General features: G+C 62.4%; 18 protein-coding genes. All 18 read right to left on the bottom strand.

The genetic code is table 11. The annotated features are described in order from the left end of the window. Positions 1-68: 68 nt before the first annotated feature. The 18 genes from ACSSVC_RS12170 to ACSSVC_RS12085 all read right to left on the bottom strand — a co-directional run bounded on the left by ACSSVC_RS12170 (position 69) and on the right by ACSSVC_RS12085 (position 23,404). Positions 69-920, bottom strand: a complete 852-nt coding sequence (locus ACSSVC_RS12170; RefSeq protein WP_346631994.1) for a flagellin domain-containing protein — start codon at positions 918-920, stop codon at positions 69-71. Positions 921-1,163: 243 nt separating this feature from the next. Next, positions 1,164-1,433 (bottom strand): hypothetical protein, encoded by a 270-nt coding sequence (locus ACSSVC_RS12165; RefSeq protein WP_346631995.1) that lies wholly within the window; start codon positions 1,431-1,433, stop codon positions 1,164-1,166. Beyond that, positions 1,430-2,719: a motility associated factor glycosyltransferase family protein gene (locus tag ACSSVC_RS12160; protein ID WP_492612331.1), complete on the bottom strand. Its 1,290-nt coding sequence runs from the start codon at positions 2,717-2,719 to the stop codon at positions 1,430-1,432. The genes ACSSVC_RS12165 and ACSSVC_RS12160 overlap by 4 nt, the downstream gene beginning before the upstream one ends. Before the next feature lie 82 nt (positions 2,720-2,801). Beyond that, the gene (locus ACSSVC_RS12155) at positions 2,802-3,728 is read right to left on the bottom strand and encodes a ketoacyl-ACP synthase III (protein WP_346631997.1); all 927 of its coding nucleotides are present in this window, start codon (positions 3,726-3,728) and stop codon (positions 2,802-2,804) included. Positions 3,729-3,959: 231 nt separating this feature from the next. Continuing rightward, positions 3,960-5,012, bottom strand: a complete 1,053-nt coding sequence (pseI, locus tag ACSSVC_RS12150) for a pseudaminic acid synthase (RefSeq protein ID WP_492612330.1) — start codon at positions 5,010-5,012, stop codon at positions 3,960-3,962. After that, positions 5,005-6,510 carry a UDP-2,4-diacetamido-2,4,6-trideoxy-beta-L-altropyranose hydrolase gene (pseG, locus tag ACSSVC_RS12145; RefSeq protein WP_492612329.1) on the bottom strand — a complete coding sequence of 502 codons (1,506 nt, stop codon included), beginning with the start codon at positions 6,508-6,510 and terminating at the stop codon, positions 5,005-5,007. Before pseG ends, pseI begins: the two co-directional genes overlap by 8 nt. After that, on the bottom strand, positions 6,507-7,214 hold the full coding sequence (gene pseF, locus ACSSVC_RS12140) for a pseudaminic acid cytidylyltransferase (RefSeq protein WP_346632000.1): 708 nt from the start codon (positions 7,212-7,214) through the stop codon (positions 6,507-6,509). The genes pseG and pseF overlap by 4 nt, the downstream gene beginning before the upstream one ends. Before the next feature lie 110 nt (positions 7,215-7,324). Beyond that, complete coding sequence (pseC, locus tag ACSSVC_RS12135) at positions 7,325-8,494, bottom strand: UDP-4-amino-4,6-dideoxy-N-acetyl-beta-L-altrosamine transaminase (RefSeq protein ID WP_346632001.1); 1,170 nt, start codon at positions 8,492-8,494, stop codon at positions 7,325-7,327. 94 nt (positions 8,495-8,588) lie between these two features. Further along, positions 8,589-11,525 carry a TIGR00180 family glycosyltransferase gene (locus ACSSVC_RS12130; RefSeq protein WP_492612328.1) on the bottom strand — a complete coding sequence of 979 codons (2,937 nt, stop codon included), beginning with the start codon at positions 11,523-11,525 and terminating at the stop codon, positions 8,589-8,591. A gap of 51 nt (positions 11,526-11,576) precedes the next feature. After that, positions 11,577-12,314: a cephalosporin hydroxylase family protein gene (locus ACSSVC_RS12125; protein WP_492612327.1), complete on the bottom strand. Its 738-nt coding sequence runs from the start codon at positions 12,312-12,314 to the stop codon at positions 11,577-11,579. A 20-nt stretch (positions 12,315-12,334) separates the two neighbouring features. After that, positions 12,335-13,405, bottom strand: a complete 1,071-nt coding sequence (locus tag ACSSVC_RS12120) for a class I SAM-dependent methyltransferase (RefSeq protein WP_404938708.1) — start codon at positions 13,403-13,405, stop codon at positions 12,335-12,337. After that, complete coding sequence (locus ACSSVC_RS12115) at positions 13,395-14,252, bottom strand: NAD-dependent epimerase/dehydratase family protein (RefSeq protein ID WP_492612562.1); 858 nt, start codon at positions 14,250-14,252, stop codon at positions 13,395-13,397. The genes ACSSVC_RS12120 and ACSSVC_RS12115 overlap by 11 nt, the downstream gene beginning before the upstream one ends. A gap of 5 nt (positions 14,253-14,257) precedes the next feature. Continuing rightward, positions 14,258-15,484 carry a methyltransferase domain-containing protein gene (locus ACSSVC_RS12110; RefSeq protein WP_346632004.1) on the bottom strand — a complete coding sequence of 409 codons (1,227 nt, stop codon included), beginning with the start codon at positions 15,482-15,484 and terminating at the stop codon, positions 14,258-14,260. Beyond that, entirely contained in the window at positions 15,481-16,041 is a 561-nt protein-coding gene (locus tag ACSSVC_RS12105) for a dTDP-4-dehydrorhamnose 3,5-epimerase family protein (RefSeq protein WP_492612326.1), read from the bottom strand. Before ACSSVC_RS12105 ends, ACSSVC_RS12110 begins: the two co-directional genes overlap by 4 nt. After that, entirely contained in the window at positions 16,038-17,120 is a 1,083-nt protein-coding gene (gene rfbG / locus ACSSVC_RS12100; protein WP_492612325.1) for a CDP-glucose 4,6-dehydratase, read from the bottom strand. The genes ACSSVC_RS12105 and rfbG overlap by 4 nt, the downstream gene beginning before the upstream one ends. Then, on the bottom strand, positions 17,102-17,875 hold the full coding sequence (gene rfbF / locus ACSSVC_RS12095; RefSeq protein ID WP_346632007.1) for a glucose-1-phosphate cytidylyltransferase: 774 nt from the start codon (positions 17,873-17,875) through the stop codon (positions 17,102-17,104). The genes rfbG and rfbF overlap by 19 nt, the downstream gene beginning before the upstream one ends. Positions 17,876-18,142: 267 nt before the next feature. Further along, on the bottom strand, positions 18,143-21,715 hold the full coding sequence (locus tag ACSSVC_RS12090) for a glycosyltransferase (RefSeq protein ID WP_446438884.1): 3,573 nt from the start codon (positions 21,713-21,715) through the stop codon (positions 18,143-18,145). A 120-nt stretch (positions 21,716-21,835) separates the two neighbouring features. After that, positions 21,836-23,404: a flagellar hook-associated protein 3 gene (locus ACSSVC_RS12085; RefSeq protein ID WP_346632009.1), complete on the bottom strand. Its 1,569-nt coding sequence runs from the start codon at positions 23,402-23,404 to the stop codon at positions 21,836-21,838.

Below are 23,404 nucleotides of genomic sequence, written 5' to 3'. Positions count from 1 at the left end.
TCACCTCTTAAAGTAAAAAAGCGAGAGAGCACGACCAGCGCACTCCCCCGCCAAAGCTTAGCCAGCTATTACTGAAGCAGTTTCAGTACAGCGGATGGCAGTTGGTTGGCCTGGGCCAGAACTGCGGTCGAAGCTTGTTGCAGAGTCTGCTGCTTGGTCAGCTGGGCAGTTTCAGCAGCGAAGTCGGTATCTTGTACGCGACCCAGTGCAGCACTGGCGTTTTCGTTGATGTTCTGCAGGTTGGAGATGGTGCTGGTCAGACGGTTCTGGGCAGCACCGAGGTCGGCACGGCTGGAGTTGATGGTCTGCAGCGCCTTGTCGATGGCGTCCATAGCGGCTTTGGTGCTGGCTTCAGCAGTGGTGCTGTCAGTACCGGTGATGGCGATGGTCGCGGAACCCACGCTCAGGGTTGCAGCGTCGAAGCCGCTGGCCAGAGTGATGGTGATCTGGTTGGTAGCGCCAGTGTTGGAACCGACCTGGAAGGTCATGGTGCCAGCAGTACCGTCGATCAGGTTCTTGCCGTTCAGGTTGGTCGACTTGGCGATACGGGTCAGTTCGTCCGACATCTGACCAAATTCTTTGTTCAGAGCAACACGGTCTTGAGTACCGTTGGAGTCGTTTCGTGCCTGTACAGCCAGTTCACGCATACGCTGCAGAATGTTGGTGGATTCTTGCATCGCGCCTTCAGCGGTCTGGGCGATGGAGATACCGTCGTTGGCGTTCTTGATAGCCATGGTCTGACCACGGATCTGCGAAGTCATACGGGTAGCGATCTGCAGGCCGGCGGCGTCGTCTTTTGCACTGTTGATTTTCAGGCCGGAAGACAGGCGAGTCATCGAAGTCGACAGAGCGTCGGAAGCGCGGTTCAGGTTTTTCTGAACGTTCAACGACGTGACGTTAGTGTTTACTGTTAAAGCCATGACGAATTCCTCGTTGGTTGGGTACTGCGGCTTCCGGCCCTGGCAACCGCCGGGTAATGGCCTAGAGAACCTTCGTAATAGTTATCGTCGCCAATGCAAGTTGCTTTAGGGCTTTTTCAAAAATATTTGCCATCACCCTGCCACCCCTTGGAAAACAAGGGGTTAAGCCCATCGACAAGCGAAAAAAATGACGTCAGAAAACCCTCGCCAAAACCGCCCTGGCAGGCAACAAGAAAAAACCTTTCAGCTACCCAGTTCACCCTGCAGCCAATCCACCAGTTCATATTCGAGATAATCAGCCAGGCTCAGCCAGTTCTGCATCTCCTGGCAAGCCAGCATCAGGCCCAGCAACTGGGCCCAGTCCTGCTGAACCGACACCGACGCACTATCCACCCGCAACTGTATGGGCTCGAACAACTCGACCATGCCTCCTACAGCCTCCACATCTCGGCCCAGGCGGAACAGATCGGCAACTTCCCGGGCACGATCAAACACAGGCTCAAGTCGCTTCATTGAACAAAATCCCCATGGAAGATGGTGCCCAGGATCATCGCGCCACTGCGGCTGGTATTGAAGAACACCACTTCGGGCCGACTCGCGATGTAACGCTCCAGCTCGCACAGATAACTACGAAAGTTGAGCTGGGTCTTGACCCGCTGCCCATGGCCGTCAAGCACCCAATGCCGGGCCACGCCGGCCTGAGGCCCGAGATCACCGTCCTGCCACCCGGCATGAGTTCGATTCTGAGGAAATGCGAAATCCGCACCAAACAGAGTGATCCGCCTGCCTCCCATCTTCACCGCCAGATCCACGGCCGGATGAATCACACTGCCTCCAGCATGCAACTGCGCCCGCGGTATCCGCTGGCGCAACGCCTGGAATACCGGACTGGAGGAATAGCCCACATACCGCGGCCCCCGCCAACCTTCAAGAACCAACGGGTCCGCCAGGGGCATATAGACCAGGACGACGCCGTCACTACCCTGGCCCGGCAGATGCACCGTGGAGATTCGCTGATCGATACTGACCACCAGATCCACCCGGATGCCTTGCTTGAGCAGAGGCAGATAGGCCGTATCCACACAGATCAACAACGGCCGCTCAGGTTGTTCGGCTACCGCCCGCAATGCCTGGTAATGCTGCTCCAGGCTCGGCCCCGTAGCGATCACGAACACCTCGCGCCCAGCATGAAGATCGAACAGTTCGGCAACATCGCGATCCGCCCGAACCCAGGGCTCGATGGCGGCCAGACGCGCAGCGATGTCCGGCGCATCGGCCGAGAACAGACGATTGTTGAAAGACAGATGGGTCTCGCTGATCAGCCGGTCACGAATCTTCGCGTTGTAATCATCGGCCAGCACCAACTCGGCCGGCAGGGCGAAGAACGGCAGTTGAATCTCCGGCAGATCGCCGGCATACAGCAACTCGACCCGTGGATCGGCCAGCCAGTCCTGCTGATCAAGCAGTTGCAGCACCAACCTGAACACCGCGCCATTGAGGATGTGCACGTACAGACGCGTCAACTCCGGCCGCTGGAGTAACGCCCGTTGCAGGTCCCCCAGGCCGCAGCCGTACAGATGCAGGACCGGCGCCTCAGGCAGGCTGGCGGCCTGGGTATGCGCCTCACGGGTGCGATCATGGCGGCTGGTGAGCTGGATACCGGCGATGCTCAGGGTCGAACCCAGCCCCTCCACCAGGTCCGCCTGCAGCGCATCACTGTCTTCAGCCAGCAGCCGCTCCAGCAGCACCGGCCAGCGCTCGCCCAGGACCCGGGCATTGTGTTCCAAGCTGTCGCTCATGCTGCCTCGCTTATCACTCGCGCAAAAAAATAGCGCTCAAGATTACACCTTGAGCGCTACGTGTGCCGCCGGAAGCTGAGCGTCAGGAGCGATAGATGATCGCCGACCCCCAGGACAAACCAACACCGAAGCCACTCAAGGCCACGCGCTTCCAGCTGGAATCGAACATATGCTTTTCCAGTAGCAGCGGAATGCTCGAGGAAACTGTGTTGCCGGTTTCCACCATGTCCTTGATGAACTTGTTCGGATCGCCCTCGAAACGCCGGGCCACGGCGTCGACAATCGCAGCACTGCCCTGGTGAATGCAGAAGGCATCGATATCGTCAGGCTGCAAGCCCGACTCGGCCAGCAACTCGTGCAGGTGGGCAGGCACCTTGAGCAGTGCGAAGTTGAACACCTGGCGGCCGTTCATGAAGAACACGCCATCGCTGACTTTCAAGTGCGGAGCACCGGAGCCATCGGTGCCGAACTTGGCCTTGCCCAACTGCCAGGTCGCCCCCTCGCCCAGCCAGGTGGCGGTGGCGGCATCGCCGAACAGCATGGTGGTGTTGCGGTCTTCGGGATCGACGATCTTCGAATAAGGATCGGCGGTGACCAACAGGCCGTTCTTCAGGCCTGCAGCTTCCATGAAACCCTTGATGGCATAGATACCGTAGACATACCCGGAACAGCCCAGGGAAATATCGAAGGCCGCCACCGTGGTCGGCAGGCCCAGTTTGTCCTGAACGATCGCGGCGGTATGGGGCAGCCCTTCCTCGTCACCGTTCTGGGTGACCACAATCAATACGTCGATGGCTTCGCGCTTGAGTTCCGGGTTGCTGGCGAACAGGGCATTGACCGCTTCGACACACAGATCGGAAGTCTCTTGCCCGGCGTCTTTGCGCGGCAGGAAAGCGGAACCGATCTTGCCCAGGATGAAGTCTTCATCCTTGGCGAACTTTGCACCTTGTGCGTAATTGTCCACGCCGGCTACAGGCACGTAGCTCGCAATGCTTTTTATGCCAATCATTACGGCTTCCCAATAATAAACAGCTCAATACCCCCGCTCAGTCACTGAGCAGGGGCTGCCGAAAGAAACACAGATACTTGCGCCGAACACAACGGCATCGGGAAGAACCAAGGGCTATCACGGGTCCTGTCACGCAGGGCTGGCGCCATCTTCCCGGGCAATACAATACAGTGAAGATGCACGTTATGACTCACAGGTCACGCTATTTTGCCGAATCAGCCACACAAAGGCTTAATCGATGAGCGCCCAGTCCAGCGCCGTGCCGCGCTTGAGGGCCTGACGCGCACGACGCCCGAGCAGCGCATCGTAGTGCTTGGGAGCCAGCCCCAGTCCGGGACGGATTGCCCGCACATTGTCGGCGCTGAACAGTTCCCCAGCCTGCATGTCCCGGGTGACATACAGCGACCGACGGTACGTCAGCGACTTGCTCTCGGCCTGGGTGGCGCCATAGCGCACCTGCCCCATGGCCTGCCAGGCCCGCTCGGTTTCAAGCACCAGGCTGGCCAGTTCCCCCGGTTCCAGGGAAAAACTGGCGTCGACCCCTCCGGCCGAACGGTCCAGGGTGAAATGTTTTTCGATCACCGTGGCGCCCAGGGCCACAGCAGCCACCGAGACCCCAACCCCCATGCTGTGATCGGACAGGCCCACTTCACAGCCGAACAGCTCCCGCAGATGAGGGATGGTCAACAGGTTGCTGTTGGCCGGCGAAGCCGGATAGGTGCTGGTGCACTTGAGCAATACCAGATCCCGGCAGCCGGCCTGCCTGGCGGCCCGCACGCTTTCGTCCAGCTCGGCGATGCTGGCCATGCCGGTGGAAATGATCAGCGGCTTGCCGGTGGCGGCGACCCGGCGAATCAGCGGCAGGTCGGTGTTTTCAAAACTGGCGATCTTGTAGGCCGGGACGTCGAGGCTTTCGAGAAAGTCCACCGCGCTCTCGTCGAACGGCGTGGAAAACGCCAGCAAGCCCAGCTCCCGCGCCCGGGCGAAGATCGGCTCGTGCCACTCCCAGGGCGTATGGGCACGCTGGTACAGGTCGTACAGCGATGAGCCAGCCCAGAGGCTATCCGGGTCCTTGATGAAAAACTCCCCCTGATCCAGGTCCAGGGTCATGGTGTCGGCGGTGTAGGTCTGCAACTTCAGGGCATGGGCACCAGCCTTGGCCGCGGCCTCGACAATCTGCAGAGCCACATCCAGCGACTGATTATGGTTGCCGCTCATCTCGGCGATGATCAACGGCGCAGCACCGGCGCCCACAGAGCGCGAGCCGATCTTGAAACTAGTCATCCAGATGTTCCTTCAACACACGGGTGAATTCACAAGGCGCCTGGCAATAGCCGGCCCGGCGAAACAATGTCAGCGAAACCTGATTCTCTGCCAGCACCCGAGCCCCCAGGCGCTGCACATCGGGCCAATGGCGCATCAGCCAAGCCTCGCCCTGCTCCAGCAACGCCCGCCCCCAACCTAGCCCCAGGTGCTCGGCAAACAGGTAGATCGACACATCCGCCTGAATGCCTTGGCGGTCATAGCGCAGCACCCCCACCGCCCCCGCGGCTATTTCCGCTATCAGCAACAGCCGCTGCGGATCATTCACAGCGGCCTCCAGCCAGCGCACATGGTCCGGCCACTCAAGCGCCTCGGGCTGCTGGGACCAACGCCTGACGAGTTCGGCATTGCGCCCCTCGAACAGCAACCGGGCATCATCCACAGACGCCGGACGCAAACGCAGTGCCACAGTGAACAACGCCGCTGCCATTCGCTGCACACCCCGACCATCCACCAGCTCGCGGGCCCGGCGGGACAGGCTATGACGCAGCCCCGGATTGTCCAGCAACAGGCTCAGGGCCTGGCGCACCTGCTCCACGCTGACCTGTTCACAGGCCCCCAGGTACAAGTGGGCACCCGCCTCGGCCAGCAACCGGGCATTGGCCTCCTGGTTAGCGGCCACGGTGATGCACAGCGTAGGCACCCCCAGCACCGCTCGCTCCCAGCTGGTACCGCCTCCCGCGCCCAGGCACAGGTCTGCCTCGGCCAACAGCCCGGCAAAATCCTTCACATAGCTGTGCAGTCGCCAGTGCGGCCGTTCGGCGGCCAGGGCCTGCATGGCCTGCCAGTCCGGGTTGCCGCTGCCGGCGACGAAGTCCACCTGCAGATCGTGGAAATCCAGCAGTGCCAACATGGCCTTGTGGGTCTGGCCGGCGGCATCGAAACCGCCGAAGTTCACCAACAAGCGCCGCGGCTGTGGCCGGATCGATATGGGGGGGCGGTGAAACTCTTCGCGCAACAAGGCGTAATGCGGACCGAACAGGGTCCGGCACGACGCGTCGTACAACCCGGAATAGGCCTCGGCGCTGCCGCTGAAATTCTGATCCAGCAACAGGTCCACGGCATGCTTGCGGTTGGCCAGATCGTCGATCGCGGCGATCCTCGGCGCCCATTGGCGAGCGGCGCTCTGCCATAGATGATCGAGACCGTAATGATCCACCAGCACCCAGTCGAAGGCCGGCTGAGCGACCAATACCAGCTGCAGCGCGGCGATGTCCGCCTGCCAGGGCAAGGGCGCCTCGATCCCCAACTCTGGATGCTCGTCGACGTAGCACTCCGGTAACTCAAAGGCCTGGAAGCCCTCGGCCCACAGCGCCTCCAGGCGATGACCGGGCAGACGCCGACAGGCGAACGCTACATCAGCGCCCTGGCGGCGCAGTTCCTGGGCCAGGGTCAGGCAGCGGGCCACGTGGCCGCTGCCGATGACCGGCGACGCATCGGCGCGGATCAGTACCCTCACTCCAGCTCTCCTGCGGCCTTCAGTGCGGCGTACAGGTATTCCGCTCGCCGCCAGTCTTCTTCGGTATCGATGTCCTGCACCAGATGACGGGGCAGGATCACCGGCAGGCTGCGGGGTGAGAACAGCACCTCCCCCTCCAGCCAGGCCTGGCTCCTGCCCCAGTAGAACTGCCCTGCATCCTGATAGGCCAGTGGCAGATCCTGGGAACGGCTCTGACGAAATTCCGGGTACAGGGCATTGAGCGCCCCTTGCTCATCGAGAGTCAGCGCCCGCTGCACGGGAAAGCCGAAGCTGCACACCGAGAAGGCGAACGCCTTGTCCGGGTGCTGCACCAGCGTCTCCAGCCCCTGGCGCAGATAACGCACCTGCAGCAAGGGCGCGGTGGCGTAGATACAACAGGCGTACTCGAACGCTTGTCCCTGCTCCTGCAACACCTGCAAGGCATGGACAATCACCGCTGCCGTGCCGGTGAAGTCATCTGCCAGGGACTGTGGCCGAACAAACGGCACCTCGGCGCCACAGGCAAGCGCCAGTTCGGCGATCTGCGGATCGTCGGTGCTGACCACCACTCGCTGGAACAGCCCGGAACTCAATGCCTTGTCGATGGAGCGAGCGAGCATCGGCACACCATCGAAGGCCCTGAGGTTCTTGCGTGCAATACGCTTGCTGCCGCCTCGGGCAGGAATCAACGCCACACAACTCAAAGGCCTGGCTCCAACTTGCACGCCCCTGACTCAGGCAGACAGCCTGGAGCGTTCGCAGCCGCTTGGACGCAGCACATCCCAGGCCAGGAAAAAACCGTCATCACTACCTCTCAATCCAGAATCCGCTGCAGGTGCGCCACCACTTCGTCTTGCAACTCATCGGTCAGCTCTGGAAAAAGGGGCAGACTGAGGGCTTCCAGGAAGTAACGTTCTGCCTCGGGGTAATCACCCTCGGCGAAGCCCTGTTCTTGGTAATAAGGCTGCAGGTGCACGGGAATGTAATGCAGGTTCACCCCCAGTCCCGCCGCACGCAATTCGTCAAAGACTTGCTTCTGGGTCAGCCGGATACGGGTCAGATCCAGGCGCACCACATACAGATGCCAAGCCGAGTCGGCCCCGCTCTGCGCCACCGGCAAGGTCAGCGGCAGGTCGGCCAGCAACATCTGGTAGCGTGCCGCCAGCTCCCGACGTCGAGCCACGAACTCGTCGAGCCGGGACATTTGAGAAAGTCCCAGTGCAGCATGCAAGTCGGTCATCCGATAGTTGAAGCCCAGCTCCAGTTGCTGGTAGTACCACAGGCCAGTATCCGGGACCTGCATCAGTGCCGGGTCGCTGGTAATGCCATGACTGCGCAAACGGCGCAGGCGCTCGGCGAACTCCGGCCGGTTGGTCAGCACCATCCCGCCTTCGGCACTGGTGATGATTTTCACCGGGTGAAAGCTGAAGATGGTCATTGCCGCATAGGTTCCGCAACCCACTGGACGCCCCAGGTAGGAGGCACCCACGGCGTGCGCCGCGTCTTCGATCAAGACAAATCCGTAGCGCTCGGCAAGCCCGGCGATGGCCTGCATGTCGGCACTCTGTCCAGCAAATGCGACAACCACCACCACCTTCGGCAGGGTGCCGTTGCGTTCGGCTAACTCGAGCTTCTGCGCCAGCAGAGCCGCATCCATATTCCAGGTATGGGGATCGATATCGACAAAGTCCACCTGGGCACCGCAGTAACGCCCACAGTTGGCCGAAGCGACAAAGGTATTGGGGCTGGTCCACAGAAAGTCGCCCGGCCCCAGGCCCGCCGCCACGCAGGCGATATGCAGCGCCGCCGTGGCATTGCACACGGCAACGGCATGCCCGGCCTGACAGTAGTCGGCCAGGGCCTGCTCGAAACGCTCGATCGTCGGCCCTTGGGTCAGCCAGGGAGACTGGAGCACCTGCACCACCGCATCGATGTCCGCCTGATTGATGCTCTGGCAGCCATAGGGAATCCTGTAGGGAGTCATGACAGTCTCCCTCTGCAAGCAAGCGTCAAGTCACGATGCGCAAAGCGGACATTCAAAAGACTATTGAGCATGCTGGGTTCCCTCGAGACAGCAATCAATTGGCAATCATCTGTAGCCAATCCACACCACTGGCGGTACCGAGCGTAAAGCCCTTGCCGCTCAACGCCAGGTTCTGGTTATAGGCAATATCCTGGGCAAAGCGCGCCGCCCACTTGTCCTGCAGGGCCGCGGCCGCCTGTGGGTGTTGCGGCAAAGTCCCCGGATGCTGCACCTGGGCCTGGGGCGTCAGTACCGTGAGGTAACCGGCATCAGCCACTTTCAGGCACAGGTCGACATCGGCGAAGGCCTGGTCGAAATGCTCTTCGTCCAACCCGCCCACCGCCTCGAACAGCACCTTGGCGATCATCAGGCAGGCACCGGACACCGCTGAATAGTTTTTCTCCACCCACAGGCTATTCATGTAGCCCGCTGCCTCCCTGGCCTCACCGGCGAAGGCGGCACCCAGGTGGCCGTCAAAACCCAGAATCAACCCGGCCTGGGTGGTCACGCCGTTTTCGTTCACCAGCTTGGCGCCGACAATCCCGACTTCCGGGCGTTGAGCCTGGTTGAGCAGGCTCTCGATCCAGTTGGCGTTGACCACCTCAGCATCGGCCGAGAGCAGCACCAGGTACTCGCCCCGAGCTTCCCGGCACGCCATGTTGTACAGGGCCGAAGCGCTCAGGCGCTGGCCGCTGCGCAACACGCGAATGCGCTCGCCGCGGCCTTCCAGGCTGGTCAGCCAGCTGTCGAGCTCGGCGCTCTGGTTGTGGTTTTCGGCGATCAGCACTTCATAGCGCTGGTAGCGGGTGCGCTGCAGCACGCTGACCAGGCAGCGTTGCAACTCGGCGAAATTGTCCTGGCTGGGCAGAATGATCGACACCAGCGGCCGCTCGGCGTGCTGATACTCGATCTGATAGGTGCCCGGCTGCGCCGAACCAACCTGAGCGCGATAGCCTCGTGCGGCCAGGTGCCGGGTCAGCACCTGCCGTTCTTCGGCTTCCGCCTTGTCCCCTGGGGCCTGACAAATCAGCAAGGGCTCGGCCAGGTGGGCCAGACCGCCCAGGCCACCGTCCTGGATCAGGCGTAATACAAGGTCCAGTTCCAGGGCCTGCTTGAGCTCACGGGAGAAACCACCGATCTGCAGCACCGTCTCGCGGTCCAGCAGCCAATGCCGGGCCATTAGCGCCGGCGTGCCTTGCAGTTGATCCAGGTTGACCCCGGGGCGGAACACCGAACTCAAGGTGGCATCGGCACGGCGCTGGATCTCGTCCATGGCCACGGCCCGAATGCCTTCGGCGCCGAGCAACTCCAGGCTCGCCCGCAGCAGGCCGCTGGCGGTGAACTGGTCACCGGCCTCGGCCAACACTACCCAGTCGGCACGGGACTGGGCCATGGCCTGGTTGATGCGCTCGACGTAGTTGCTTTCCGTGACCTTGACGAAGTGCAAGGTGTCCTGGGCCGTGGTGGTGGCCGGCAGCTCGCCGGTGGTGAATACCACCAGTTTGAACGCCTTGTAATGACCGGCCAGCAGACTGTCGAGCGTGGCCTGCAACTTGACTAGGTCAGCGTCCAGGTCCAGCAACAGGATCTGCACCTGCGGGCCACCGGCATGACGGGCCAGGTGCGCGGCGATGGCATTCAGCTGTGCCGGCTCCGGAGCACGGGCCTCAAGCCATTTGAGCAAGCGTCCCGACTCGGTCGCGTTGAACAGGGCACGACTGTCAGAGCCTGGCACCGATGCCAGGCGCTCGGCCCAGGCCTGCAGCTTGCGCGCCTCCTCGGGCTCGTCGCTGTCCTGCATCGACTCGGCCAGGCGCTTGACCACCTCGCGGTTGAACAGGTTCAGGGTCAGCGCTTCCCACAACCGGGCGCGCAGACTCTCCGGCGTATCGTTGGGATGAACCCGCATCAACTCTTCCTGACGCAGCCACACGCCCTCCAGCTCTTTGAGCTGCAGGCGCCCGGTGGGCATGGCGTGCATGAGGAATTCCAACTGGGTCAGCAGATCGAACATCGGCTGGTTGTAGAAGGGCATCTCGACGAACTGCTCGGGACCGAAGGAGCGTACCGGCTCGGCCCCGACCTCGACCCAGGCCGAACGGAAGATCGCCGTGCCCTTGAGGGAACGTCCGCTGAGCAGGCAATCGGCCATGGCGGTGAAACTGTCCAGGGCGATCTGCTTCACCTGCTCGGGGTCCTGGCCACTGAAACCGGTGGGCAACGAAGCGAGGAATTCGGCGAAGGCCTCACGCTGGGCCACCGATTGCGCGTCCTTGTAGGTCAGCACCGTCAGCACATTGGTGTTGTGCTCCGAAGCCCCGTAGTTGGCCTCACGCACGGCAAATGGAATCGGCAGGATCCGCGCCTTGGCACAGGCCAGCAGGAAGAAGGAATGACCGATTTCCTGCCATTCGAAACTCACCCCCGGCGGCAGCAGCTCATACCACTGGCGCAGCAGGTCGGTGCGGGTCACCGCATAGAACGGCGGCAGGAAATGCCCCATGAAGTTCATTACCCGATCCTGGGCATCATGGGAGTCATAGTCCTCCATGACCCGGCGATCACGGCGGTAGTAATTGGTTTCCGAAGCCCGGGCCAGATACATCATCCCGTAGCCGTGGCACAGCCCGTAGTCGGGATGGGCCTCGAGAAACTCCAGGGAGCTAGTCAGCGCATCGTGGAGGAGAAAATCGTCATCGGCAGCGAACGCCATGTAAGGCGTGGTCACCAGGCTCATACCATAGGTCAGCTTGTCCTGCAGGCCCTTGTAGCCGAACTGCGGCAGATGCCGGTAGTCGACCTGGGGATAGAGCTGCGCCAGGGACTCATCCGCCTCCAGCGACGAATCCAGTACCAGGATCGAGCACGGATAGGTGCTGTAATACTGCAAGGTGCGCTGCATGAACGCTTTGCGGTTGTGGGACAACAGCACAAGGGTGAAACGCTCACTCAGGGGTGCTTTGTCATTCATTGCTTTGTCTCCAACCCACATAGGTACTTCCCCACAACCGGCCAAACGCCTTGAACCTGCAACCATTGATAGTTAACGAACCCGACGCAGGTAACCGTCCGGCGCCACGGTGATCAGCAGCTTGTTCTGCATCTGATAGTCGATTTCAAAATCGCGGTTCTCCTCCAGATAGGCCCAGACCGCAGTTTTCGGGTTGTCACCCGGCCCCCAGGGACGATCCGGGAAGAAGCTTTCCGGCATGTCCTCAACCACGGTGTCCATGACCACGCAGTAGCTGTCCACCGACACCAGCGGCGCATACAGACGCAGCTCTTCGAGCACGTGCTCGTGGGTGTGGTTGGAGTCCAGGACCAGGATCACCTTCTTGCCGGCTGCGGCGGCCCGTACCTGCTCGGCGATGGTCGGATCGATGCTCGAACCCTCGATCATGCGGATACGCTTGCTCATCGGATGCTGCTCGATGGCTTCGCGGTTATGCGGACGGATATCCAGGTCGATGCCCAGCACTTCGCCATGGCCCTGCAACTCCAGCAGCGAGGCGTAGTAGATGATCGAGCCGCCGTGAGCGATACCGCATTCGATCACCAGGTCCGGCTTGACCTGCCAGATGATCTCCTGCATCGCCATCATGTCCTGGGGCAGCTGAATGATCGGCCGCCCCATCCAGGAAAAGTGATAGCTGTACTTGTGGGTCGCCGACTCGTTGAAAAAGTCACGGGCCAGGCCCTTGAGCTTCTCATCCTGGCCCTGGGCGCTGATCTGCGCCTGGCATTCTTGTTCAAAGGCTTGAATGACGTTGTGCTCGGTCATGTTCGGATCTCAATGGCAAATTAGCTGAACGAAGCGCTGTCGACGGCGTGATAGACATAACGGCCGTCGGTCATGCGCTTGATTTCTTCGAGGTAGTTGGAATTCATCACGAACAGGTTGGCGCCTGCCGGCAGTGCCTCCATGGCTTCTTGTGGCGATGACACACGCATGCCACTGAGCGGCAGGTACCGGCCCTGTTTGGCCGGGTTGATATCGACGACTTGATCCACCGCCACGCCGGCCCGTTGCAGGAACAGCGAATAGATCACGCCCTTGGACGAGGCGCCCCAAATCCCGGCAGCGGTGTGCGGCGCCGACTCGATGATGCGCTTGGCGCACTCGATGCTGGCGGTGAAATCCGCCGGCATCTGCAACGGCCGGCTAGGCGCCGGCAACGACGACTTCAAGCTGCCCAGGTCCGCCACCACGTACAGGTACTGGCCGCCGAACAGATGCCCGGCCTCATGCACGGTGCCGAACATGCGCTGCAGGTCTTCGAGGCGGAAGTAATTGACGTGCTCATAGAACACGTCGAACCAGGCGCGATGCTCGAGAATCCAGTCGAAACATGGCACCTCGATATAGATCTGCCCGCCCTGGTTGGCATCGGCAATCTCTGCCAGAAAGGCCAGCGGATCGGCAATATGCTCCAGCACATGACGCAGCACGATGGCCTCGGCAGCCAGCCCCAGGCCACGGGTGAAAGGCGCCTTGATCACCTCGGGGTTGGCCCCTTCGTAGGCCGGGTCGATGCCGGTGATGGCGTAGCCCTCGCTGCGCAGCAGTTCGAGGAAATAGCCCTTGCCGCAACCGACTTCGATCAGCTCGCGCCCCTTGAAGTGCCGGGCGATGATGCCCTCCACATCCATCAGGTGCTGCTGGAACTGCGCTGAATGGGCCTGTTCGTTCTGGTAGTCGCTGTCGTAACTGAGCTTGTCGGCATCGAAGGCCTGATTGAAGATCAGCCCGCTTTGCAGGTCCTGCACCAGCACGATGTCCGCAGCAGCCGAGGCGCGGGCACTCTGGGCATCGGCGAAGGTACGGTTCTGCAACACCGGCAAGTCGGCGACCCGATACAACTCATGCGCCATGTTCGGCTCCTGTTATTTGCTGCAAGCGTTGGTTCAAGCCCCAGAACGCCATGGGTTCGTAGTCCGGGTACGGGTAGTGCCCCAGGTTCAGGCGAATCGATGAACCGCGCTGGGCGATGCGCTGTTCCACCAGGGAACGCACGGCGATCGGCCGGCCACTGGAGCAATTGACCACACCGGAAAACGCCCGCTGGCGCAGCAGCGCCGCAAGGTAGCCGGCCGCTTCCTCGATGGCCAGGTAGTCCCGCAACTGCTCGCCGCCGGACATGTCGAACACCTCATCACCGGCATCGATGGCCCGATCCAGAGCCGCCAGCAGGCTCTTGGGATTCTGTCCCGGGCCATGCAGGTAGAACAGCCGCGCCCACTGCAAGCTGAAGGGCACCTGCTGCTGCAGGGCCTGGAGGAACAGGTGCAGGCTGTGCTTGGCCAGGCCGTAGGGATTGCCTGGGCAAGCCTCGGTCTGCTCTGTCAAAGGTCCGCTCTGCATGCCGTACTCGAAGCAGGTACCGGTGACCAGCACCTGGCCCACCCCCGCCTCGACCACCGCCTTGATAAAGCGATAGTCGGCCATCAGGTTGTGCTCCAGGTGAAACAGCGCCTGGTAGTTCGGCAATCCGGGCCAGGCCAGATGGGCCAAGGCGTCGACCCCGTCCACCAGGGCGGCGACATCCAGGTGCGGGTCATGCACATCCAGCGCGCGGAACTCCACAGCGTCGAACCAGGGCATCTGCCGCGCCTTGTCCAGATCACGGGCCAGCGCACGGACCCGGCAACCCCGGGCCAGCAAGGCTGCAACCAGATGCCGGCCGACAAAGCCGGTGGCGCCGGTGACCAGCACCTTCATGCCGTTCACAGCAGCTTCAACTCAGGCACGGCAATCACGAAACGCCCGCCCCATTGCCGCACCTGGGCCAGTTGCTCGCTGACTTCGCCCAACAGGTTCCACGGCAACACCAGCACATACTCCGGTCGCTCCTGGTCGATGCGCTCGGGCGCCACCACCGGGATACGACTCCCCGGCAGGAACTTGCCCTGCTTGTGCGGGCTGGCGTCGGCGACCCAGGCCAGCAAGTCGGCCTTGATCCCCGCGTAATTGAGCAAGGTATTGCCCTTGGCTGCCGCGCCGTAGCCCACCACGCGCTTGCCTTCGGCCTTGGCCTGGAGCAGGAAGCGCAACAGCTCGTGCTTGATCCGCTCTGCCGCCGGCGCCAGGGTCTGGTAATACTCGGGCGTGTTCACCCCGGCGCGCTGCTCCAACAGTAACTGCTGCGCCACGCTGTCCTGCACTGGCCGACGCGAACCGTCGATACGCTGCACGAAGACCCGCAGCGAACCGCCATGGGTTGGCAGGGTCTGGACATCGAAGACTTCCAGGCCGTTGCGCTGGCACAAGCTCAGGACGGCGGTCAGCGACAGATAGGAATAGTGTTCGTGGTACAGGGTGTCGAACTGCTGGCCGGCCATCAGGGTCAGCAATTGGGGAAATTCGAAAGTCGCCACCCCCGTCGGTTTGAGCAACGTCGCGAAACCGCAGAGAAAATCGTTGATGTCCGGCACATGGGCCAGCACGTTGTTGGCCGCCATCAGGTCCGCGGCCCAGCCCTCCTCCAGCAACTGCGCGGCAGTGCCACGGCCGAAGAACAGCTCGCGGATCTGCAAGCCCTTGGCCCGCGCCGCCTGGGCGGTGCTGCGAGTCGGCTCGACCCCGAGGCAGGGAATGTCACGCTGGGCCACGTACTGCAGCAGGTAGCCGTCGTTCGCCGCTACTTCCACTACTCGGCTGCGGGCGTCCAAGCCGAAACGCTCGACCATTTGCGCCACATAGTCCCGGGCGTGCTGCAGCCAAGTGCTGGAGAACGAACTGAAATAGGCATAGTCGGCGTCGAACAGGTGGTCGGCGCGGGTGTAGTCCTCGGTCTGCACCAGCCAGCATTGCTGGCACACCTGGACCTTGAGCGGCACCCACTGCTCGGCCTGATCCAGTTGCTCGGCACGCAGGTAAGCGTTGGATGGCGGTGAGGTGCCCAGGTCGATCAGAGGCAGGCTCAGGCATGCGCCACAACCGCGGCAATTCATAGTCTCACTCCAGCGAAGGCAGCATCGAGCAAGGGGTGGCTGGCATCCCGGTTCGACAGATTATTGACAGACAACGGCCAGTGGATCGCCAGTCGCGGGTCCAGCACCGACAACCCGGCCTCGTGCTCGGGGGCGTAGTCGGCGCTGTGCAGGTAGAGCAGCTCGGCATCGTCGCTCAGGGCCTGGAAGCCATGGGCGAAACCCGCCGGCAGCAACAGGCTGCGCCCATCGCCGCCGCGCAGGTGCTCGGCATGCCAATGCAGAAAGGTCGGCGACTCGGGGCGCAGGTCCACCGCCACGTCCCAGACTTCACCCCGCAAGCAACTGATGAGTTTGGCTTCGGGCCGGGCAGCGGTCTGATAATGCAGGCCACGCACACTGCCCCGTTCGCGGGTGCAGGAGTGGTTGATCTGGCGAATATGGAAGGGCTGGCCAAAAGCGCTCAGGCTGCCCTCGCAGAACAACCGGGAGAAATGCCCGCGCTGATCCTCGAAGCGTTTGTGGCGCACCTCGAACAACCCGGCCATTGGCAGAGCCAGGACCTGAAACTCGCTCACAGCGCCCCCCGGTACAGGTTCAACTGCCCAAGGGTCACGGCACGCATGTCCGCGCCGCCCTTCCAGGCCAAGTGCCAGTCCAGGGTTTGCACCAGACACTGTTGCAGCGTCCAACGGGGTTTCCAGCCCAGCAGCTGGCGCGCACGACTGCTGTCCAGGCGCAGCAGGCCGGCTTCGTGCAGCTCACTGGGCTCGATCCGCAGGCCCGGGGCCTTGGGCCAATGCCGGGCCAGCAGCTCCACCACTTCACCGACGCTGCACATGTCCTGCTCACCGGGCCCGAAGTTCCAGGCACCGGCGTATTGCGGGCCGTCCAGGTACAGGCCGGCCGCCAGTTGCAGGTAACCGGCCAGGGGCTCCAGGGCGTGTTGCCAGGGGCGTACCGCCTGGGGATAACGCAAGGTCACCGGCTCGTCGGCCGACCAGGCCTTGAGCACATCGGGAATCAACCGCTCGGGTGCAAAATCGCCACCGCCCAGCACGTTGCCGGCCCGGGCCGTGGCCAGGGCCAGGCCATGCTCGGCATAACGCTCGGCAGCAAAGAAGGATGAGGCATAGGACTGGGCCAGCAACTCGCAACAGGCCTTGCTGCTGCTGTAGGGATCGTGGCCGCCCAGGGCTTCGTTTTCCCGATAGGGCCACAGCCATTCCTGATTGGCGTAGACCTTGTCGGTGGTCACCAGGACACAGGCACGTACCCCACCGACCTGACGGATCGCTTCCAACAGGTTGAGGGTGCCCATGACGTTGCTTGAGTAGGTCCCCAGCGGATCGCGGTAGGCCTCGCGCACCAGGGGCTGGGCCGCCAGGTGCAGGACGATTTCCGGCTGCACCTGGGCGATCAGCTCCAGCAGACTGCCCAGGTCCCGCAGGTCGCCACGATGATCGTCGACGCCTTCGGCCACCCGGGCCAGTTCGAACAGGCTCGGCTCGGTCCCCGGGTCCAGGGCGAATCCGCTGACCTGGGCCCCCAGGCTTTGCAGCCACAGGCTCAGCCAACTGCCCTTGAAACCGGTATGCCCGGTCAGCAGGACACGCTTGCCACGCCAGAACTCCTGGCTCAGTCCCATTGCTTCCACGGGGCCTCCCCGCTTTGCCAGAGCTGTTCCAGATGATTCTTGTCCCGCAGGGTATCCATGGACTGCCAGAACCCCGAATGCTCGTAGGCGCTCAGTTGCTGATCCTTGGCCAGCTGGATCAGGGGCTCGGCCTCCCAGGTGGTGCTATCGCCATCAATGTAGGACAGCACTTTGGGCGACAACACGAAGAACCCGCCGTTGATCCAGCCACCGTCGCCACGGGGTTTCTCGGTGAAACCCAAGACCTGATCGCCATCGCGATCCAGGGCGCCATAGCGGCCCGGGGGCTGTACGGCAGTGACGGTGGCCAGCTTGCCGTGGGACTTGTGGAAGTCCACCAGGGCACTGATATCCAGATCGGAGACGCCATCGCCATAGGTGAAGCAGAAGGCCTCGTCTTCCTGCAGGTAGCGCCCGGCCCGGCGCAACCGTCCGCCGGTCATGGTTTCCTCGCCGGTGTCGATCAGCGTCACGCTCCATGGCTCGCTGTAATTCTGATGCACGTCCATGCGGTTGTTGCGCATGTCGAAGGTCACATCCGAAGTGTGCAGGAAGTAGTTGGCGAAGAAGTCCTTGATTGCGTAGCCCTTGTAGCCCAGGCAAATCACGAAGTCATGAATCCCGTGGGCGGAATACTGCTTCATGATGTGCCAAAGAATTGGCTTGCCACCGATCTCGATCATGGGCTTGGGCTTGAGGTGGGACTCCTCGCTGATTCGCGTACCCAGTCCACCTGCCAGAATTACTGCCTTCATCGCTGTCCTCTTGCTCTTCGTGGGCCAGGCCAGCCCTTTCAGGACTGGCGCGGCGCCAGATGCAGATCATTCATCGCAACCAAAGGGTCCCTTGCACCGCGCCGCAGTGAAGGATTTATGGCGATTTGCTGAAGACTTGCAGGAAGTGCGCCAATTGCGTGCGCGGTGCCCGCAGGCGCCGCAGAAGGCAGCGAGAGCAACCCCCCGAACAGAAGATTGCCCAAAACACCGGCCAGCGACGGTGGCAGTCGCCGGCCCGGGGATCGATCAGTCCGCCAACCATCCCCACAGCCAGTGCCGCAGGTTGTCGTCGCGCAGCATGAAGTCGCGATGCACCGCTTCTCGCAGCTCATCCCCCATGCGGTAGCTGGCTGCCGGGTCGGACAGGTGCATGCGGATCGCCTGCAACCATTCCTCGGTGCTGTTGCTGCGGACCTTGGTGCAGGGCAGGAAACCGCGATAGGCCTCGGTGTCGGTGCAGATCACCGGGTAACCGCAGGCACCGTATTCCAAGAGCCGCAGGTTGCTCTTGCAGTCGTTGAAGATATGAAACTCCAGCGGCGCCAGCGCCAGATCCAGATTCAGGCTGGCCAACTTGAACGGATAGCTCTGCAGGCTGGTGAGGGAGTGAAACTCGTGCACATAAGGACGCAAGTCATCAGGGCACATGCCGAAGAATACCCACTCGACCTCGTTGGCCAGCTCGCGTACCACCTCGGCAATGATTTCCAGGTCGCCGGTATGACTGGTGCCACCACCCCAGCCCACCCGCGGCTTGCTGGAGGTACCACGGCGACTGGTCAAACTGGCCCAGGGGTCCAGCGCCAGCATGTTGGGCACCACGCGAATGTCGCTGTGCATGCTCGACAGAGCATCGGCCAGGGGCTGGGTGGTCACCACCACGCGATCGCACAAGGCGATACCTTCGCGCAGCATCTGCTCGGTGTTCACCGGCTTGTTTCGAGCGTGGGTGTTTTTCTTCGGCGCGCTGACGATGTAGTCGTCGAGCTCGAAGACCCGCAGGGCGCTGGAGTATTTTTTCATCCGCAGAATGTCGCTGGCCGCCCCTTCGCTGTAGCGGCACTGCAGGATGATGCTATCCGGCGACAGGCGCTCGATGTCCGCCGTGGACGGCGACTCGTAGGCCACCCGGGCAATCGCCCGCCCCGCCTCTTCCAGCGCCGTCAGGGGACCTGTCACCCGGTAATGTCCGACCGCAGAGCTGTTGACCGGCAAGCCGAGGATCAAGGGCAAGGCCCGACTGCAGAACGGATTCCAATTGTTGCGCAAGGAGGGCTCCAGACTGAAGCTGGAGTAGCCCAGGCTCAGGGCCGGGTTGTAGGCCGGATCGCGAGCGACCTTGGCCATCCACTGCTGATAGAAACGCTCTTGCTCGGCTTCACGGGCCAGCAGTTGCTCGCTGTCGTCACTGGCAGGCGACGCCGGCCGCAGCATCAGGGTGGCGTGAGGCGTCCAGACCACCAGATAACCGTTGCGGTCGACCCGCAGACACAGGTCGGTGGCACCCAGCTCGCCGGCGAAGGCTTGCTCATCCAGGCCGCCCAGGCTGTCGAAGACCTCCTTGCGCACCATCAGGCAATCACCACTGACCGCACTCCAGTTCTGCACCACCTGCAGCCGCTGCATGTAGCCCCGGGCATCCATGGCTTCGCCGACAAAGGGTGAGCTCGCAGGCCCGGCCATGCCCAACACCTGGCCGGCATGGAGAATGGAGCCATCGGTAGCCAGAATCCGCGCGCCCACCACGCCCACCTCCGGACGCTGAGCCTGATTGAGCAACTCATCCAGCCAGTCGCCGCTACAGATCAGCGCCCCCGGATTGAGCAGCAACAGGTAGTCGCCACGCGCCTGGCTCGCCGCACTGTTGATCAGCGCAGCATGGCTGTGCGGACCGACATAAGGCAGGACCCGCAGCATTGCACCACCCAACTGAGCCATGGCCGTCAGCCAGTCGGCCATGGCCGGGTCGCGACTGCCGGCATCCACCAGCACAATTTCGTAGTGGTTGTAGGCCGTCTGCTCGATCAGGCTTTCAACACAGCGCTGCAGGGTCGCCAGGGAGTCGCCGCACGGCAGGATGATCGACACCAGCGGCCGGCTGCCATGCAGGTAGTCGATGCGGTTGAGCAGAGGCAAATCATCGTGAACAATCCGGTGCTCCACACCGATCCGCTGCAGATGCGCCGCCACCAGCCCCTCGCTGGCCTCGATCACCTGGGGCCGGGACAGCCACTGGGCGAAGCTGAACTCGGACTCCAGCTGGATATCGGCAATGTGCTCGATCGCCTGGGGCCCCGCCGCTTCCACCATCCGCCACAGCAGATCATGGGGCGCCAATTCGCCATGGAGCGGATCGAAGCCGCCCTCGGTCATGAAGCGCTCGCGGGAAAAAGCCAGGGCACGGCCGACATAGGGGTAGGAGCGCATCAGGTCAAGGTTGAAGTCAGGCTTGAACACCGGTTCCGACGACTCCCCCTCCACCAGCGCACCTTCATCGCTGTAGGCACAGAGCATGGCCGGGGTATTGGCGATGCGCTCGGCCAGGATCAGCAGTGCCGACTCCTGCAGACGGTCACCGGCCTGCAACAGATAGAACCAGTCGCAACCTTCCAACTGCGGGGCCAGCTCATTGAGCTGCTGTACCCAGTCGTCGCGCAGAGGCTGGTGCAGGACCCGCTCACGCATCGGCTCCTCGCCCGCCGACAACAGCAGCACTGCGGCAGGCGCGAACAGCTGGCCATCAATGCTGTCCAGAGTCCGGGCAAGCGCCTGGCCATCGCCCTCGAAGTCGAGAACCACCGGCACCAGCTGTACCCGCCGCGGCCAGCTGTCAATGCGCTGAGGCATCAGCCGCTGCTCCACCGCCGAGAACTTGCGTACCGACAGCCACTCGCGATAGAAATCCTCGTAACTGATGCTCTCGCCACCGACCCGGCCATCGACCACGGTACTGCGATTGCCCAGCACACGGGTCACGCACAGCTCCTGCCAGTTGCGCGGCTGCCCGGCCTCCCGAGCCATATCGACATACCGTACCCAGCCTGCCGCCGGCGCCGACTCGCCACTGCGGGCGGCCAGCATCTGCACCAGCCACTCCCACTCATTCTTGGCCAGCTTGAGCATTTCCGGGGTCGCGCTCAGGCGCCCCGAGTACAGGCGCTCGCAACTGAGCACCGTCACCAGCGCCGCGAGATTGCCACGGCGCATCAGGCAGATGAACAGAGCGAAATCCAGCAGCGCGACAAAACCTGCGCCCTCCTGGATCAATGCCGGCAGCAGCTCCAGCACATCGGCACGACGCATCAGGGCCGAACTGAAGTTGCCAAGGAAATTGCGTGGCGTGCTCTCGAAGATCGCCAGCATGTCCTCGCCCTTGAGCACGGCATCGTTGTAGGTGAAACGGCAGTTGTCGACCCGCGGCGGCAGGATGAAATTCCCGGCATCACTGAACACCCGCAGTGCACACACCAGATTGATATCCGGGTTGTCGATCAGTACCGGCGCCTGCAGGGCGATGCTGGGGGCAAACAGCCGATCGTCGTCGCACAACACCTTGATCAGTTCGCCGCGCGCCTCTTCAACGCAACGCAGAACGTTCTTCTGCAGCCCCAGGCGTTGCGGGTTGCGCAGGTAACGCACAGGGTGCGCAGGCTCGGCCACGGCTTCGACGATACGCTGGATCTGATCGTCGGCGCTGTCGTCGCAAATGACGATTTCCAGGGGCTGGTAAGTCTGGGCCAAGGCACTGTCGAGGGCCTGGCTGAAGAAACGCGGGTTGAAGGCGGGGATGACGATGCTGACTAGAGGGGCTGGGTTCACGGCTGGAAACTCTCGAGCGGCGAGCCCCGGCCAGAAGGACCAGGGCTGCAGGACCGCTTAAAAAGACGGCTGACGGCTCGACGGTCATGGCGCTCGAGCCGCAGCCCGAACGCCATGTTCTCAGACCTTGTTGAACAGGCCGAGCTGGGTGATTTTGCTGAAGGCCAACTGCGAGGCCTGCAACATGGTCTGTTGCAGAGTCAGGCGAGTCATGACTTCGGCCGGATCGGAATCACTGATGGCAGAACGGGTGGTGACGTTGGCTGCCGACAGACTTTCGTTGATTTCGTTCTGGGTAGCCAGAGCCGAACCACGACCACCGATGGAGCTGATGCCGATGGACAGCTGATCAACACCGCTGGCCAGGTTGGCCATCCCCGACGCGAGGTCGGCCAGCTGCTTCTGGGTCGCCAGGACGTTACCGTCGGTGGGTACGTTCAACGCGTTTTTCAACTGACTCACGGTGTCCAGGACGTTCTGGGTTTCGTGGGTGTTGACCGCCACGCTGAACTGATCGTTGGCGGCCGGCGAAGGAGCGCCCGTCAGGGTGAAGCTCACACCTGCCGCGGTGGCGATATTGCCCGGGCCTACCACACCCGAAGACACCGGTTTGCTGTCTGCCGTCAGCGGCGCGGCATACAGATCGAAGTTGGTGGCGCTGGTGAACTTGAGCACTGCAGAGCCACTCGGGAACGTCGAGTTGTAAGCCACCGGATCAGTCACGCTGGTGGCTGAGACCTGAGTCATGCTCGGGTTGCCCGGAGAACGCGCAACGTTGAAGGTGTCCGGCTTCGAGGCCAAGGTAAAACTATGCCCCGGCAGCACCGTGTTGGCGACATCGCCGGACTTGAGATTGATGTTCAGGTTCAGATCGACACCACGGAAACTCACGGTCTGGTTCGGCGAAGTGCCGACCACGCCGCCCTTGCTGGCCTCGGCAGTCACATCGTTGCCACTGCCATCGAGGATCTTCAACTGAGTACCGCTGACGAACGACACGGTATAAGGCTCGCCAGCGCGGAACTGGCTGTTGTAGGTGCCGCTGTTGGTCATCTGGCCATTGGACAGGGAAACCCGTCCATCATCCACCGCCGGCGAGGTCATGGTGACCTGGCTACGACTGGTGTTGAGTGCCTGCTGGAACACATCCCAGCCAGTGCTGTTGGCAGCCATCATCATGGTGTCGCCCACCGGCAGCTTCAGGCTGCTCTGGTCACCGTTGTAGCTGTAGGTGCCATCGGAGTTGCGGCTGAACGGCGGAACGTCGTCCTTGGAACCACCGAAGAGGTACTTGCCGTTTTCGTCCTGAGAGTTCATCAGGCTCAGCAGTTGCTCTTCGATCTGCCCCAGCTCGGAAGCATTGGCCTGCCGGTCAGCATCGGTGTAACCGGCACTGCCGGCGCCAGTGGCCAGTTGCTTGGCCCGGTCCAGGACGTTGTTGATGCTGGTCATCACCGACTCGGCCTGGCCCAGAGAAGCCTTGATCGAGTTGCTGTTGGCCTTGTACTGATCAAGCAGGGAGGCCTGCTGACCCAACTGCAGCAGGCGGGCAGCGCCCACCGGATCGTCGGCGGCGGTCTTGACCCGGACCAGGCTGCTGGACTCTTCGCCGCTCTTGATTGCGTTGGAAAAGTTCTTCTGATAGTTGGCAGCCGAAGTCTCGTAAAACTGGGCGGTGGAAATGCGCAT

The sequence above is a fragment of the Pseudomonas sp. E1BtOHC1 genome, from assembly GCF_058744285.1.
The sequence above is the reverse complement of the archived record's forward strand: the minus strand, read 5'-3'. Positions and strand labels throughout refer to the sequence as shown.